Genomic DNA, 14,372 nt, shown 5'->3' on the forward strand with positions numbered 1-14,372 from the left:
GTCTGATTCGTTAATAACCCAATACGGATGACAGAAAAAAGTACTTTTTCACCGCCGGCCGCTTTTTTTTCCAGGCGACGAAAAACCCTTGGCGCCATCCCTGGCCGTCGCTAAAGTCGAAAGTCCTGTCACCGCTCTTCCCGCATTCCGACCGCCCCGGTCACCCTTCCCTACCGATACGCCCGACAATCTTCCCAGGTCAGCCCCGCCGCGCCCGTTTGCGCGTGCAGCCAGGGCACCGCCGTCTGCGCCTTGGCGTGGATGTCGTGGAAGAGGATCACGCCACGCCGCCACAGCAGCATCAGGCTGAGCACGCGCTGGCCGGCCACGTCGCCGCTGATGCGGGCGTTCCAGTCCTGGGAATCGATGTTCCACAGCGCCACGCGCAGCCCCTGCCCGGCGAAGAAGGCGCCGCTGTCGGCCTGGCGCTGGCCATAGGGCGGGCGGAACAGCGGAACGGCCCTGTCCGGCAGCGCCTTGCCCAGCAGCGCCTGCACGCGGGTCACCGAGTCCTGCCACTGATCCCAGCTGGCGTGGGACTTGTGCTCCCAGCCGTGGGAGGCGACGCACTGGCCGGCATAGAGCGCGTTCAGTGCCTCGGGCGAGGTCTTCTGCAGGCGCGCCTGCAGGCTCTGGCCGAGGACGAAGAAGGTGCCGTTGACGCCGTTCTCCCGCAGCCAGGTGGTGATGCGGTCGCTGTGGCCGCCCACCGGCGCCGGGCCATCGTCGAAGGTCAGCAGGAAGTGCCGGTCCGCCAGCTCCTCGCCGTTGCGCTCCTGCGCGGAGAACAGGCCGATCTCGCTGCTGATCCGGGGGAACAGCGCGGCCAGGCGCATCTCTTCGTCGAGGTAGACCTGGTGGAAGCGGCGACTGGCCTCGGCCCAGGCGAAGAAGGGCGAATCCGGCGCCACATCGAAGCGCTTCGCCTGCTCGCGCAGCGCGGCCTCGTCGCTCGCCGGCGGGCAGAAGGGGCTGGCCGCCGAGCAGCCCTGGCTGGCCAGCCGATAGTTATCCACAAGGCGCGCCCAGAAATGCCTGCGCACCGTGTCGATCCCATTGAGGTTGACCGCCTTCAGGTCCAGGCGCCGCTGCCAGGCGCCGGCATCCAGCGTCTCGCTCTGCAGCAGGGCCTGGGCGAACACCAGGATCTCCGCCCGCGAGGCATCGTCGAAGGCCGCCGGGCTGTCCAGCGCGGCGGGCCAGGTGCTGCGGTCGAGGGTGGCGACCGCCCGAGGGCCGGCGGCCTGGGCAGCGCCTGCGCCAAGGGCCAGGACGAGCCCCAGGGAAATGACTCTGAACATGAACCTGCACTCCAATGAAAAACGCGCCCCGAAGGGCGCGCTGGTGTCGGGGAAGATCAGTGGCGATCCTGGACCCGCTGGATCGCCTTGTCGTACACCGGGTTGGCCTTCTGCTCCTTGGCCAGGTGGTAATGGCGCAGGGCGTCGTCGAACTGCTCGGCCTCTTCATAGATGCGCGCGATGTTGTAGTAGGAGCTGGCACGCACGGTGGCCGCGCTGGCACCGCTGGCCAGGGCGATGGCCTTGCGGTTGGCCCAGATGGCCTCGGCGGTGCGGCCGGCCTTCTGGTAGGCCAGGCCCAGGTTGCTGTAGGCCTGGCCGAAGTTGGCATTGAGCTCGATGGCCTGGCGATAGAGGTCGATGGCCTGGTCCAGCTTGCCGTCGTGGTAGGCGGCTTCGCCCTGCTTGTTCAGCGCCTTGGCGTCGCCCTGGGCGGCCTGGGTCACGGCCTGGGCGGCCACGTCCTGGCCATTGCCCAGCAGCGGCTCGATGTCGCCGAGCACGTAGTTGGCGTCCTCGGCCTTGCTGCCTTCGAGGGTGTTGATGTCCTGGAAGTCGCCGTTGCCGGACAGGCGGAACACCTTCCACAGGTTGCCGCGCTGGTCCTTCGGCACGTAGTAGGTGCGCACCAGGGACTGGCCGACATAGACGAAGACCTTGGCCTGGCTGGCCGACAGTGCCTTGGACGACGGGTTGTTGATGTTGGTGAAGTCATGCACCGCGTACACATAGCTCTCGCCGAAGCGCTTCTTGTGCAGGGTGATGGTTTCCGGGCCGAAGCTGTCGGTGTCGTCCACGTCCAGGTCGGCGTCGGTGCCTTCCTTGGCGTCGAAATAGATGTGGTTGCCGGGGAAGGCGATGTGCGAATCGAGGTCCGCCGGGGTCTCGCCCCAGCTCAGCACGATGCGCATGCCGTCCAGGTCCTGCATCACCGGGCTCACCGCGTAGGTCATGCCCTTGCACGGGCACTTGGCGACGAGGTTTGAGTAGCCGGGCTTCTTGATGATCAGCAGGCTGTCGGCGTCGTCGGCGAAGGCGCTGTCCAGCGTCACCTGGCCCTGGGCGTCGGTCTTGCCGCTGGCGGTCTGCGCGCCGTTCTTCTGCACCAGCACCTCGGCGCCTTCGATCTTCTGGTCCTTGACCACGGCGCTGAGCACTTCGATGGGCAACTGCTCGGCCTGGGCCAGGACGGCACCGGAACCCAGCAGCAGGGATAGGGCGATTCTCGAGAGGGTCTTCACTGCGACCTCCTTGTCAAAGTGGATGAGAGGGGGCCGGCGCACGCGCCGGGCGCCGCACTATAGCGCAACGCCCCGGGCGCCGGATGTGATGCGTGGCAACCGGGCAAGGGAAAGGGCTCGGACAACGGTTGGGCTGAAGCCGAACCTGCGGCAGAGCCAAATAGCGATGCCGCCTGTCCCGATGGAGAGCCTGCGCGCAGCGAGACACCGGCCCTCGCGGGACGCACCGACAGCGTCAATCGTCCCCATAGGTGGAGCCCACCGCCGCAAATCCCTAGAATCGCCTCATTCCCGAAGGAGACGAATCGATGCTGCTGGTGATTTCCCCCGCCAAGACCCTGGACTATGAAACCCCGCCGGTGACCCCGCGCCACACCCTGCCCCAGCACCTGGACCACGCCCAGGAACTGATCCAGCAACTGCGCACCCTGGCCCCGAGCGACATCGCCGAGCTGATGCACCTGTCCGACAAGCTCGCCGGCCTCAACGCCGCGCGCTATGGCAGCTGGCACCCGGCGTTCACCCCCGAGAACGCAAAGCAGGCACTGCTGGCCTTCAAGGGCGACGTCTATACCGGGCTCGACGCCGAGAGCTTCGCCGAAGCCGACTTCGACTTCGCCCAGCGCCACCTGCGCATGCTCTCCGGCCTCTACGGCCTGCTGCGCCCACTGGACCTGATGCAGCCCTACCGCCTGGAGATGGGCACCAAGCTGGCCAACGCCCGGGGCAAGGACCTCTACGCCTTCTGGGGTGATCGCATCAGCACCTGGCTCAACCAGGCACTGGCCGAACAGGGCGACGACATCCTGCTCAACCTCGCCTCCAACGAATACTTCAGCTCGGTGAAGCGCAAGGCCCTCGATGCCCGCATCATCGACACCGAATTCAAGGACCTGAAGAACGGCCAGTACAAGATCATCAGCTTCTACGCCAAGAAGGCTCGCGGCCTGATGGCCCGCTACGTGATCAAGGAACGCCTGACCGACCCGCAAGGCCTGAAGGACTTCGACTACCAGGGCTACCGCTACAGCGCCGAAGCCTCCTCGCCGGACAAGCTGGTATTCCTCCGCGACACCCCGCAGGACTGATTTCCCCGCCTCGTTTCCCACCACAACCTGCCATTGGTTGGGCGGCTCCGCTGCGAGTCGTCCAATCGGCGAAGTTTCCTCCTCCCGCCATTTCTGCGCGCCGGCCCGGTGCCATCACCTTTAATCGCCGCTGGAACTAACGTACCGCCTGCCTCACAACTGGCCAGGGAACTTCCGCGCCGTTGCGTAAACAGCGCGCAGGCTCTAGCACGGGCGATAGCGAACTACCGCTGCGCTTGCATCCATTAAATACAGGGAACTTTTTCGGCCCGTTGAAACACCCGAAGTTTGCCATCAAGGTGCAATTACAAATGGCCGTAGTCGATGAATTGCAACAAATCAAATTGATGACGAACGGTAGGAACTATCCGAAAACCCGAACACTCATAACCCCGACGCTTAATTCTTCACGCAATATTTCAGCGTGATTCCAAACTGCCCCCATGTATCGGAATGCTCCGAGGGGGAAGTTGTGCGCCAGAAACGAAACAGGCGAACTAAGAGGAGAAGTTGGACACAGGATCGACTGACAAGAACCAGGGACAAGAGCCAGTAAGGTAATCAGTCCAGGAAACCTTGGAGCCAGCGAATTCACAGGCTCCGCTTCAGGTACCCGCAGTTTCGGTGCCAGGTGTTTGTCATGCCTGCACGCAGCTGAAAGTTACGAATTGAATGTAACGGCTGCAAAACGGAAGTGGCGATTATGCCACCAATTAACAGCGTGCTAAATGGATGAGGTGAATGCGATGCGTATCAGCATCTTTGGTTTGGGCTATGTCGGTGCAGTATGTGCCGGTTGCCTGTCGGCTCGTGGTCATGAAGTTGTCGGTGTAGATGTCTCCACCACCAAGATCGACCTGATCAACAACGGGAAGTCCCCCATCGTCGAACCCGGGCTCGAAGAGCTCCTGCAGCAAGGCCGCAAGACCGGCCGCCTGCGCGGCACCACCGATGTCGCCGCCGCGGTCCGCGACACCGAAGTCTCCTTCATCTGCGTCGGCACCCCGAGCAAGAAGAACGGCGACCTGGAACTGGACTACATCGAAGGCGTCTGCCGCGAGATCGGTTTCGCCCTGCGCGACAAGTCCGAGCGCCACACCGTCGTCGTCCGCAGCACCGTGCTGCCGGGCACCGTGATGAACGTGGTCATCCCGATCATCGAGGACTGCTCCGGCAAGAAGGCCGGCGAAGACTTCGGCGTCGCGGTGAACCCCGAGTTCCTGCGCGAAAGCACCGCGATCAAGGACTACGACTTCCCGCCCATGACCGTCATCGGCGAACTGGACAAGGCCTCCGGCGACCTGCTGGAAACCCTGTACCGCGAACTCGACGCACCGATCATCCGCAAGGAAGTCCAGGTCGCCGAGATGATCAAGTACACCTGCAACGTCTGGCACGCCGCCAAGGTCACCTTCGCCAACGAGATCGGCAACATCGCCAAGGCGGTGGGTGTCGACGGCCGCGAAGTGATGGACGTGATCTGCCAGGACCACAAGCTCAACCTCTCCAAGTACTACATGCGCCCCGGCTTCGCCTTCGGCGGCTCCTGCCTGCCCAAGGACGTGCGCGCCCTCAACTACCGCGCCAGCTCCCTGGACGTCGAGGCCCCGCTGATCGGCTCGCTGATGCGCAGCAACGCCTACCAGGTGCAGAAGGCCTTCGACATCATCGCCGCCCAGGAGAAACGCAAGGTCGCCCTGCTCGGCCTGTCCTTCAAGGCCGGCACCGACGACCTGCGCGAGAGCCCCCTGGTCGAACTGGCCGAGATGCTCATCGGCAAGGGCTTCGACCTGCGCATCTACGACCGCAACGTCGAGTACGCACGCGTGCACGGCGCCAACAAGGACTACATCGAATCGAAGATTCCCCATGTGTCCTCCCTGCTCGACAGCGACTTCGACGGCGTGGTCGGCGATGCCGACATCATCGTCCTCGGCAACCGTGACGAGCTCTTCGCTCCGCTGGCGCAACGGGCGCCCGAAGGCAAGCGCGTGATCGACCTGGTGGGCTTCATGCCCAAGGCGACCAACGCACAGGCCGAAGGCATCTGCTGGTAATCCCGGACACCAGCTTCTAAGCGCAACGCAAGTGATGAACCTCGGGTCGGCGAACAACAAGAAGCCGCGCCCACGCCCGAGGTTTGTCCGGCGCCAACGACGGAATGGATAATCGTATGGACAAGCTCAAGCTAAGCCTCAACGAGGCGGCGGGTTGGCTTTTCTACCTGACGGGCCTGGGGCTGCTCGCACTGGCCCTGCCCAAGTCGGTCTTCGACCCCGACTCCAAGCATTTCCTGCTGCTGATCGGCCTGGTCGGCATCTGGCGCTACTCCATGGGCGGCCTGCATTTCATCCGCGGCATGCTGTTCCTCTATGTGGTCTACCCGCACTACCGGCGCAAGGTCCGCAAGCTGGGCGAAGCGGCGGACCCGTCCCACGTGTTCCTGCTGGTGACCAGCTTTCGCATCGACGCGCTGACCACCGCCATGGTCTACCGCTCGGTGATCCAGGAAGCGATCGACTGCGGCTACCCCACCACCGTGGTGTGCTCGATCGTCGAGCTGTCCGATGAACTCCTGGTCAAGGGCCTGTGGGCGAAGATGAACCCGCCCGAGCACGTCACCCTCGACTTCGTGCGCATCCCCGGCACCGGCAAGCGCGACGGCCTGGCCTACGGCTTCCGCGCCATCTCCCGGCGCCTGCCGGACGAGAACGCCGTGGTCGCCGTGGTCGATGGCGACACCGTGCTCGCCGAAGGCGTGGTGAAGAAGACCGTGCCCTGGTTCAAGCTCTTCCCCAATGTCGGCGGCCTCACCACCAACGAGTTCTGCGAGGTGCGTGGCAGCTACATCATGTCCGAGTGGCACAAGCTGCGCTTCGCCCAGCGCCATATCAACATGTGCTCCATGGCGCTCTCCAAGCGGGTGCTGACCATGACCGGGCGCATGTCGGTGTTCCGCGCCAAGGTCGTGACCGACCCGGACTTCATCGCCGACGTGGAAAGCGACCACCTGGACCACTGGCGCCTCGGCCGCTTCCAGTTCCTCACCGGTGACGACAAGTCCAGCTGGTACAGCCTGATGCGCCTGGGCTACGACACCTTCTACGTGCCGGACGCGGCGATCAACACCGTCGAGCACCCGCCGGAGAAGAGCTTCATCAAGGCCAGCCGCAAGCTGATGTTCCGCTGGTACGGCAACAACCTGCGGCAGAACTCCCGGGCCCTGCGCCTGGGGCCGAGCCGCCTGGGCTGGTTCACCACCCTGGTGCTCAGCGACCAGCGCGTATCGATGTGGACCTGCCTGCTGGGCCTGGCCGTCGCCATCATCGCCAGCATCAAGTACAGCATCGCCTACCTGCTCGTGTACCTGCTGTGGATCGGTCTCACCCGCTTCATCCTCACCCTGCTGCTGAGCGTTTCAGGGCACCACATAGGGCCGGCCTACCCGCTGATCCTCTATTACAACCAGATCGTCGGCGCTCTGGTGAAGATCTACGTCTTCTTCCGCCTGGACCAGCAGTCCTGGACGCGCCAGAACACCAAGCTCAACCGTGATCTCGCCAGCTTCACGCGCTGGTTCAACACCTGGTCCTCACGCGCCATGACCTTCACCGCAACCAGCGTATTCGTCGCCACGCTGATGGCGTTCGTGTGACAGAACTTGAATAGGAAATCCAAGCCATGAATACAGCCGTCAACGTCAATGTGGTGCACGAATCCGAAGCCCAGCGCCAGCACGCCCGGGTCAAGATACCGGCCAAGATCCGCTACCTGGCCAACAACGAACGGGTCGAGCACCGCCTGCTCGACCTCTCCGCCGGTGGCTTCTCCTTCCAGACCGGGCCCAAGCACCGCGCCCAGGTCGGCGACTACCACCAGGGCCGCATGCTGTTCCAGCTGGACAGCCTGACCCTGGGCCTGGACGTCGAATTCCAGGTGCGCACCGTGGACCTGGACAGCGGCCGCGCCGGCTGCCAGTTCCACAGCCTCAAGCCGCGCGACATCGCCACCCTGCGCTACCTGATCAGCGCCCACCTGTCCGGTGAGGTGATCAGCGCCGGCGACATGCTCAACACCCTGCAGCGCGAGAACTTCACCAAGCCGCGCAAGAACGGTGGCAACGGTGGCGGCATGGGCGTGTTCGGCCGCCTCAAGGCGGTGACCTTCAGCGCCGGCCTGTTCATCGTCGGCCTGGCCGCCTTCGGCTTCATCTTCAAGTCCCTGTACGGCCTGTACTTCGTGACCCACGCCGAGTCCGGCATGGTCGCCGTGCCCAGCATGCAGGTCACCATGCCCCGCGAAGGCACCGTGCAGAGCCTGATCGGCGGCGAAGGCACCACCGTGGACAAGGGCGCCCCCATCGCCTCCTTCTCCGCCACCATGCTGGAGATGCTCAAGGGCCACCTGACCGACGACCAGCTCACCCCGGCCAACGTCGAGGAACTGTTCGGCAAGCAGATGAAAGGCACCCTGACCAGCCCCTGCAACTGCAAGGTGGCGCGCCAGCTGGTCGCCGACGGCCAGTTCGCCGGCAAGGGCGACGTCATCTTCGAACTGGTGCCCCAGGACTTCGAAGCCACCGTCAGCGCCCGCTTCCCCTACCGCAACTTTGCCCAGGCCAAGCCCGGCGCCAGCGTCACCTTCCAGGTGGCCGGCGAAGACAGCCCGCGCCACGGCAAGATCATCAGCAGCAGCCTGATCGACAGCGGCCTGTCCTCCGACATCCGCGTGGTGATCCAGCCCGACCAGACCCTGGACAGCAAGCTCGCCGGCCAGCCGGTGGAAGTCAGCATCGACCGTGGCCCGTCCTTCGACTGGATGATCGACCGCGCCCTGGCGGCCGGTTTCTGAGGAGGGACCCGCAGTGGCGACATTCCCATCCCGTTACCTGATGCTCGGCGCCGCGGTCGCGCTGGCCGGCTGTGCCGGCCTGCCCGACCAACGCCTGGCCAACGAAGCGCTCAAGCGTGGCGACACCGCCACCGCCGAGCGCAACTACCGCCAGCTGGCGGACCTGGGCTACGTCAGTGCCCAGGTCGGCCTCGCCGACCTGCAGGTCAACAGCGGTGACCCGGAGCAGATGCGCCAGGCCGAGCAGATCTACCGCCAGGCCATGGACGAATCCCCGCGCGCCAAGGCCCGCCTCGGCAAGCTGCTGGCGCGCAAGCCCGACGCCACCCCGGCCGAGCGCCAGGAAGCGGCCAAGCTGCTGGATGAAGCCTTCAAGGCCGGCGAGCCGAGCAGCCTGCTGCCCCTGGTGATGCTCTACCTGACCTTCCCGCAGGACTTCCCCGGCGTGAACGTGCAGCAGCGCATCGCCCAGTGGCGCGCCGACGGCCAGCCCGAAGCCGAGCTGGCGCAGATCCTCTTCTATCGGAGCCAGGGCACCTACGACCAGCACCTGGGCGAGATCGAGGACATCTGCAAGCGCACCCTGACCCAGGCCGACGTCTGCTACGTCGAGCTCGCCACCGTGTACCAGAAGCAGGGCAAGGCCGAGGAACAGAAGGCCCTGGTCGCCCAGCTGATGAACGGCTACCACGCAGGCGTCATTCCCGCCCAGCGCGTGGACTCGGTGGCCCAGGTGCTGGCCGACGCCGAGCTCGGCGGCAAGCCCGACGAAGGCAAGGCCCAGGAAATGCTCGAAGAGATCGCCCCGACCTACCCCGCCGCCTGGGTCAGCCTCGCCAAGCTGCTCTACGAGTACCCGGGCCTGGGCGACATCGACAAGATGATGGAGTACCTCGACCACGGCCGCGAAGCCGCACTGCCGCGCGCCGAGCTGCTGCTGGGCCGCCTCTACTACGAAGGCAAGCTGCTGCCGCAGGACCCGCGCAAGGCCGAGGAACACCTGATGAAGGCCGCGCCCACCGAGCCGGCCGCCAACTACCTGCTGGGGCAGATCTACATCCGCGGCTACCTCGGCGACATCTACCCGGACAAGGCGCTGGACTACCTGCTGAGCGCCGCGCGCAGCGGCCAGATCAACGCCGACTTCGCCCTCGGCCAGATGTTCGCCCAGGGCAAGGGCATCCAGCCCAACCTGGTCAATGCCTACGTCTTCAGCCAGCTCGCGCTGCCCAAGAATACACCCCAGGCCACCGAACTGGCCCAGGCGGTGGAACAACAACTGCAGCCTGCGGAACGCGCCCGGGCCGAGCAGCTGCTGCGCGAGGAGCGTCAGCTCCGAGGCGCGGCCCTGCAGGACGCCGCCCAGATGCAAGCCATGCAGACCCCTTGAAGGAACCGCTATGAAATTCAATCTCTGGACGAACGCAAGCCTGGGCCTGGGCATGACGCTGATCACCGCGAGCAGCGCCTTCGCCGTGCAGATGAGTGACAAGAACTTCGGCCTCGACATCAAGATCACCGCGCAGTCCGAAGACGACCGCGACCTCGGCACCCAGAAGGGCGGCGACGTCAACGGCATCGGTCTCGACCTGCGTCCCTGGGTCTACGGCCAGCGCGGCGAGTGGAGCGCCTTCGCCATGGGCCAGGCGGTGACCGCGACCGACATCGTCGAGACCGACACTATCGAATCCAGCGACATCGACAGCGAATCCAGCCAGAACAGCGACGGCCGCGAACCCGACAAGAGCTACCTCGCCCTGCGCGAATTCTGGGTCGACTACGCCGGCCTCACCGCCTACCCGGGCGAGCACCTGCGCTTCGGCCGCCAGCGCGTACGCAGCGAAGAAGGCACCTGGTGGGACACCAACATCGAGGCCCTGCGCTGGACCTTCGACACCACCCTGCTGACCGCCAACGTCGGCGTCGCCGAGCGCTTCAGCGAGTACCGCACCGACATCGACGAACTGGCCCCCGAGGACAAGGACCGCCAGCACTTCTTCGGCGACGTCGCCACCCAGTGGATGCCCAACCACTGGGTCGGCCTCAAGCTCCACCACAGCCGCGACAACGGCAGCCTGCCCGACAACGGCGAAGTGGTGGACCCGCTCGACAAACGCTACACCGGCGACCTCACCTGGCTCGGCATCAATGCCGACAACGGCTTCTTCGACCGCCGCTCGCCCGAGACCCTCAACTACTGGGCCCAGGCCACCTGGCTCACCGGCGACATCGACGAACTGAACCAGACCGTGGTCGGCAACGACCGCCTCGCCAACGGCTCGCGCAACGTCGACGTCGACGCCTGGGCGCTGGACCTCGGCCTGCGCTGGAATATCAACGACCAGTGGAAGGTCGGCGGTGCCTACGCCCGTGGCAGCGGCGGTGGCGACGACGACAGCTCCGAGCAGTTCCGCCAGACCGGCATGGAGAGCAACCGCTCCAACTTCACCGGCACCAACTCGCGCATGCACCGCTTCGGCGAAGCCTTCCGCGGCGAGCTGAGCAACCTCCAGGTGGGCACCGCCTTCGCCTCCTGGCAGCTGCGCGAGGACTACGACGCCAGCGTCGTCTACCACCGTTTCTGGCGTGTCGACGACAACCAGGACGTCGGCCAGGCCGGGATCATCGCCCCGCTGGAGGACGGCGAGAAAGACGTCGGCCAGGAGCTCGACTTCGTCGTCACCAAGTACTTCAAGCAGGGCCTGCTGCCCGCCTCGATGGCCGAGCACATGGACGACGCCTCCGCGCTGGTGCGTTTCCGTGGTGGCGTGTTCAAGCCGGGCGATGCCTATGGCAGCGGCACCGACTCGCTGATGCATCGCGCCTTCGTCGACTTCATCTGGCGCTTCTGAGGCCGCCATGCGCGAAGGGAGAACAGCCATGAGAAACCCCATCGGAACCCCACTGCCGCTCAGCGGAGTGGTACTTGGCGCGCTGCTCATCGCAGCGCCCTGGGCCCAGGCCGCCGAACCGGCCAAGGAGCTCAAGGAAACCAAGAACTACACCGTCACCAGCGCGCCGGTGGACCAGCTGCACCTGGACGCGCCCACGCTGCCCGACCTCTCCGGCTATACCGCCCAGGCGGTGGAAGCGAAGATCGACCGCTCGAAACAGGGCAAGGTCGTGGTGCGGCGCATGCTGCAACAGGACGCCCTGAAGGACTTCATCGGCGGCAACGAGCGCATGCGCGAATGGGTCACCCGCCAGCGCGGCATGCCCCAGGCGATCTTCATCGAGGGCGGCCACGTCACCCCCGCCGACATCGCCAAGGCCCTGCCCGACAGCCAGTTCAGCGAGACCGAGCCGGGCGTGTACATCGCCCGCCTGCCCGTGGTGGTGGCCCAGGACGCGAACCTCGAGATCGGCAAGGACACCAAGGACTTCCGCCTCTCCCAGGAGCGCGGCGCCTTCCTGGTCAACGACGGCAAGCTGTTCATCACCGGCACCCGGCTGACCGCCTGGCGCGAGCAGGACAAGACGCCGGCGACCTTCCGCACGCCCGACGAATTCCGCCCCTTCCTGGTCTCCTGGGGCGGCAGCGAGCTGTACATCGTCGGCAGCACCGTCACCAGCCTCGGCTACAACAACTCCAAGTCCTACGGCGTCTCCATCACCCAGTACACCCCCGGCATGCACGCGCGCCTCAAGCGCCCGGAACCCACCGGCTGGCTGGTGGATTCGGAGTTCGTCGACCACTGGTACGGCTTCTACTGCTACGAGGCCCGCGACGTGGTGATCAAGGGCAACACCTACCGCGACAACATCGTCTACGGCATCGACCCGCACGACCGTTCCCACGGCCTGATCATCGCCGAGAACACCGTGTTCGGGACCAAGAAGAAGCACGGGATCATCATCTCCCGCGAGGTGGACGACAGCTGGATCATCAACAACAAGACCTACGACAACAAACTCTCGGGCATCGTCATCGACCGCAACTCGGTCAACAACCTGGTGGCCTACAACGAGGTCTACCAGAACCATGCCGACGGCATCACCCTGTACGAGAGCTCCAACAACCTGTTGTGGGGCAACAAGATCGTCAACAACCAGCGCCACGGCATCCGCCTGCGCAACAGCGTGAACATTCGCCTGTACGAGAACCTCGCCATCGCCAACGGGCTGACCGGCGTGTACGGGCACATCAAGGACCTGTCCGATACCGACCGCGACATCGAGCTCGACCCCTTCGACACCAAGGTCTCGATGATCGTGGTCGGCGGCAAGCTCGCCGGTAACGGCTCCAGCCCGCTGTCCATCGACTCGCCGCTCTCCGTGGAGCTCTACCGCGTGGAGATGCTCGCCCCGAGCAAGTCCACCGGCATCAGCTTCGCCGGCGTGCTGGGCGAGAAACAGGAAGAAATCCTCGACCTCATGGTGCGCCGCAAGAAAGCGGTGCTCATCGACCCCGTCGAAAGCCAGGCCGAACTCCAGGATTGAGGCAACAGATCATGCACAAGAACAGCACCCGTTGGTTCGCCCCCTCCGCCCTGGCCGCCGCCCTGCTGGCCGGCGCCCACACCGCCCAGGCGGCCGAACCGCAGTACAGCGTGCAGCGCACCGGTCCGCTGTGCGCCACGGCGCAGAACCCGAACACCTACAACACCAAGTACCTGAGCTTCTTCACCGCCCTGGTGCAGGCCAAGGACGACTGGTTGTTCCGTTCGCGCAACGACCTGCGCACCGACTTCGGCACCACCCCCTACGGCTACAGCGAGTTCAAGCGCCTGCGTGACGCACTCAAGGCCAAGGGCATCGAGCTGATGGTGGTCTACCAACCCACCCGCGGGCTGATCAACCGCGAGAAGCTGACCGATGAAGAAAAGGCCCGCTTCGACTTCGAGCTGGCGAAGAAGAACTACCTCAAGACGGTGGAAGACTTCCGCAAGACCGGCATCTGGGTCACCGACCTCTCGCCGCTGTTCGACGAGAAGGGCGTGGACACCGACTACTACTTCAAGGCCGACCACCATTGGACCCCGGCCGGCGCCGACCGCACCGCCAAGCTGGTGGCCGAGACGCTGAAGGAGATGCCCGGCTTCGCCGACATCCCCAAGAAGGAGTTCTCCAGCAAGGTCGTCGGCCTGCTGCCCAAGGCCGGCACCCTGCACAAGACCGCCGGCCAGCTGTGCGGCACCACCTACGCCACCCAGTACGTCGACCGCTACGAGACCGAAGCCTCGGGCGACGCCGGCGGCGACAGCCTGTTCGGCGACGAGTCGAACCCGCAGATCGTCCTGGTGGGCACCAGTAACAGCGGCCCGGCGTACAACTTCGGCGGCTTCCTGCAGCAGCACAGCGGCGCCGAGGTGCTCAACATGGCCGTCAGCGGCGGCGGCTTCGACAGCGCCCTGCTGCAGTACATGAGCAGCAAGGAATTCCACGAGAACCCGCCGAAGATCATCGTCTGGGAATTCGCCACCCACTACGACATGGCGCAGAAGAGCTTCTACCGCCAGGCCGTACCGCTGGTCGACAACGGCTGCGAAGGCCGGAAGGCGGTGATGCACAACAAGGTGAAGATGAAGCCCGGCGCCAACGAGGTCTTCGTCAACGGCCAGAACGCGCCGGTGAAAGACATCCGCAGCGGCGACTACCAGGTCGACCTGACCTTCAGCGACCCGTCCGTGCACGAGTCCAAGGCCACCATCTGGTACCTCAACGGCCGCCGCGAGAACTTCAAGATCGAGCAGAGCGACCGCGTCGACACCGGTGGTCGCTATGTCTTCGAACTGCGCGACGACCCCGATTGGCGGGACCTGAACGTCCTCGCCCTGGAAATCCACAGCCCCGAAGAAATGCCGGAGAACCTCAGCGTCGACGTGACCCTGTGCAAGCGACCCGGCAACGGCGGCGACACCCTCACGGCCAAGGCCGAGTGAGGAAGGAGG

10 protein-coding genes are annotated in these 14,372 nt (G+C 65.1%); 8 read left to right on the top strand and 2 right to left on the bottom strand.

Annotated features, from left to right (window positions below; translation table 11 throughout):
* Positions 1 to 170: 170 nt before the first annotated feature.
* Positions 171 to 1,301: a polysaccharide deacetylase family protein gene (locus HSX14_RS25125; protein WP_173172783.1), complete on the bottom strand. Its 1,131-nt coding sequence runs from the start codon at positions 1,299 to 1,301 to the stop codon at positions 171 to 173.
* Between the two features lie 56 nt (positions 1,302 to 1,357).
* Positions 1,358 to 2,524 carry a tetratricopeptide repeat protein gene (locus tag HSX14_RS25130; RefSeq protein ID WP_228723648.1) on the bottom strand — a complete coding sequence of 389 codons (1,167 nt, stop codon included), beginning with the start codon at positions 2,522 to 2,524 and terminating at the stop codon, positions 1,358 to 1,360.
* A 326-nt stretch (positions 2,525 to 2,850) separates the two neighbouring features.
* Here HSX14_RS25130 and yaaA point away from each other — a divergent pair, with 326 nt between their 5' ends.
* The 8 genes from yaaA (at position 2,851) to HSX14_RS25170 (ending at position 14,363) form a co-directional block, all read left to right on the top strand.
* Positions 2,851 to 3,630 carry a peroxide stress protein YaaA gene (gene yaaA / locus HSX14_RS25135; RefSeq protein WP_173172778.1) on the top strand — a complete coding sequence of 260 codons (780 nt, stop codon included), beginning with the start codon at positions 2,851 to 2,853 and terminating at the stop codon, positions 3,628 to 3,630.
* A gap of 746 nt (positions 3,631 to 4,376) precedes the next feature.
* Complete coding sequence (gene algD / locus HSX14_RS25140; RefSeq protein WP_031288261.1) at positions 4,377 to 5,687, top strand: GDP-mannose 6-dehydrogenase; 1,311 nt, start codon at positions 4,377 to 4,379, stop codon at positions 5,685 to 5,687.
* 116 nt (positions 5,688 to 5,803) lie between these two features.
* On the top strand, positions 5,804 to 7,285 hold the full coding sequence (gene alg8 / locus HSX14_RS25145) for a mannuronan synthase (RefSeq protein ID WP_173172776.1): 1,482 nt from the start codon (positions 5,804 to 5,806) through the stop codon (positions 7,283 to 7,285).
* Between the two features lie 26 nt (positions 7,286 to 7,311).
* Entirely contained in the window at positions 7,312 to 8,481 is a 1,170-nt protein-coding gene (locus HSX14_RS25150) for an alginate biosynthesis protein Alg44 (RefSeq protein ID WP_111260088.1), read from the top strand.
* A 40-nt stretch (positions 8,482 to 8,521) separates the two neighbouring features.
* Positions 8,522 to 9,871, top strand: a complete 1,350-nt coding sequence (gene algK, locus HSX14_RS25155) for an alginate biosynthesis TPR repeat lipoprotein AlgK (RefSeq protein WP_173173116.1) — start codon at positions 8,522 to 8,524, stop codon at positions 9,869 to 9,871.
* Between the two features lie 10 nt (positions 9,872 to 9,881).
* Positions 9,882 to 11,333 carry an alginate export family protein gene (locus tag HSX14_RS25160; protein ID WP_173172774.1) on the top strand — a complete coding sequence of 484 codons (1,452 nt, stop codon included), beginning with the start codon at positions 9,882 to 9,884 and terminating at the stop codon, positions 11,331 to 11,333.
* A 28-nt stretch (positions 11,334 to 11,361) separates the two neighbouring features.
* Positions 11,362 to 12,921, top strand: a complete 1,560-nt coding sequence (gene algG, locus HSX14_RS25165; protein ID WP_173172772.1) for a mannuronan 5-epimerase AlgG — start codon at positions 11,362 to 11,364, stop codon at positions 12,919 to 12,921.
* Between the two features lie 11 nt (positions 12,922 to 12,932).
* The gene (locus tag HSX14_RS25170) at positions 12,933 to 14,363 is read left to right on the top strand and encodes an alginate O-acetyltransferase (RefSeq protein ID WP_173172770.1); all 1,431 of its coding nucleotides are present in this window, start codon (positions 12,933 to 12,935) and stop codon (positions 14,361 to 14,363) included.
* Positions 14,364 to 14,372 lie beyond the last annotated feature (9 nt).

Origin of the sequence: Pseudomonas tohonis (assembly GCF_012767755.2) — a bacterium.
GTDB classification, from domain to species: domain Bacteria; phylum Pseudomonadota; class Gammaproteobacteria; order Pseudomonadales; family Pseudomonadaceae; genus Metapseudomonas; species Metapseudomonas tohonis.

What these genes read in the sequence shown, in the direction of transcription:
- algK (WP_173173116.1), top strand. Translation starts at nt 8,522, where the DNA reads ATGCTCGGCGCCGCGGTCGCGCTGGCCGGCTGTGCCGGCCTGCCCGAC.
- HSX14_RS25150 (WP_111260088.1), top strand. Translation starts at nt 7,312, where the DNA reads ATGAATACAGCCGTCAACGTCAATGTGGTGCACGAATCCGAAGCCCAG.
- HSX14_RS25125 (WP_173172783.1), bottom strand. Translation starts at nt 1,301, where the DNA reads ATGTTCAGAGTCATTTCCCTGGGGCTCGTCCTGGCCCTTGGCGCAGGC.
- HSX14_RS25160 (WP_173172774.1), top strand. Translation starts at nt 9,882, where the DNA reads ATGAAATTCAATCTCTGGACGAACGCAAGCCTGGGCCTGGGCATGACG.
- alg8 (WP_173172776.1), top strand. Translation starts at nt 5,804, where the DNA reads ATGGACAAGCTCAAGCTAAGCCTCAACGAGGCGGCGGGTTGGCTTTTC.
- algD (WP_031288261.1), top strand. Translation starts at nt 4,377, where the DNA reads ATGCGTATCAGCATCTTTGGTTTGGGCTATGTCGGTGCAGTATGTGCC.
- HSX14_RS25170 (WP_173172770.1), top strand. Translation starts at nt 12,933, where the DNA reads ATGCACAAGAACAGCACCCGTTGGTTCGCCCCCTCCGCCCTGGCCGCC.
- algG (WP_173172772.1), top strand. Translation starts at nt 11,362, where the DNA reads ATGAGAAACCCCATCGGAACCCCACTGCCGCTCAGCGGAGTGGTACTT.
- yaaA (WP_173172778.1), top strand. Translation starts at nt 2,851, where the DNA reads ATGCTGCTGGTGATTTCCCCCGCCAAGACCCTGGACTATGAAACCCCG.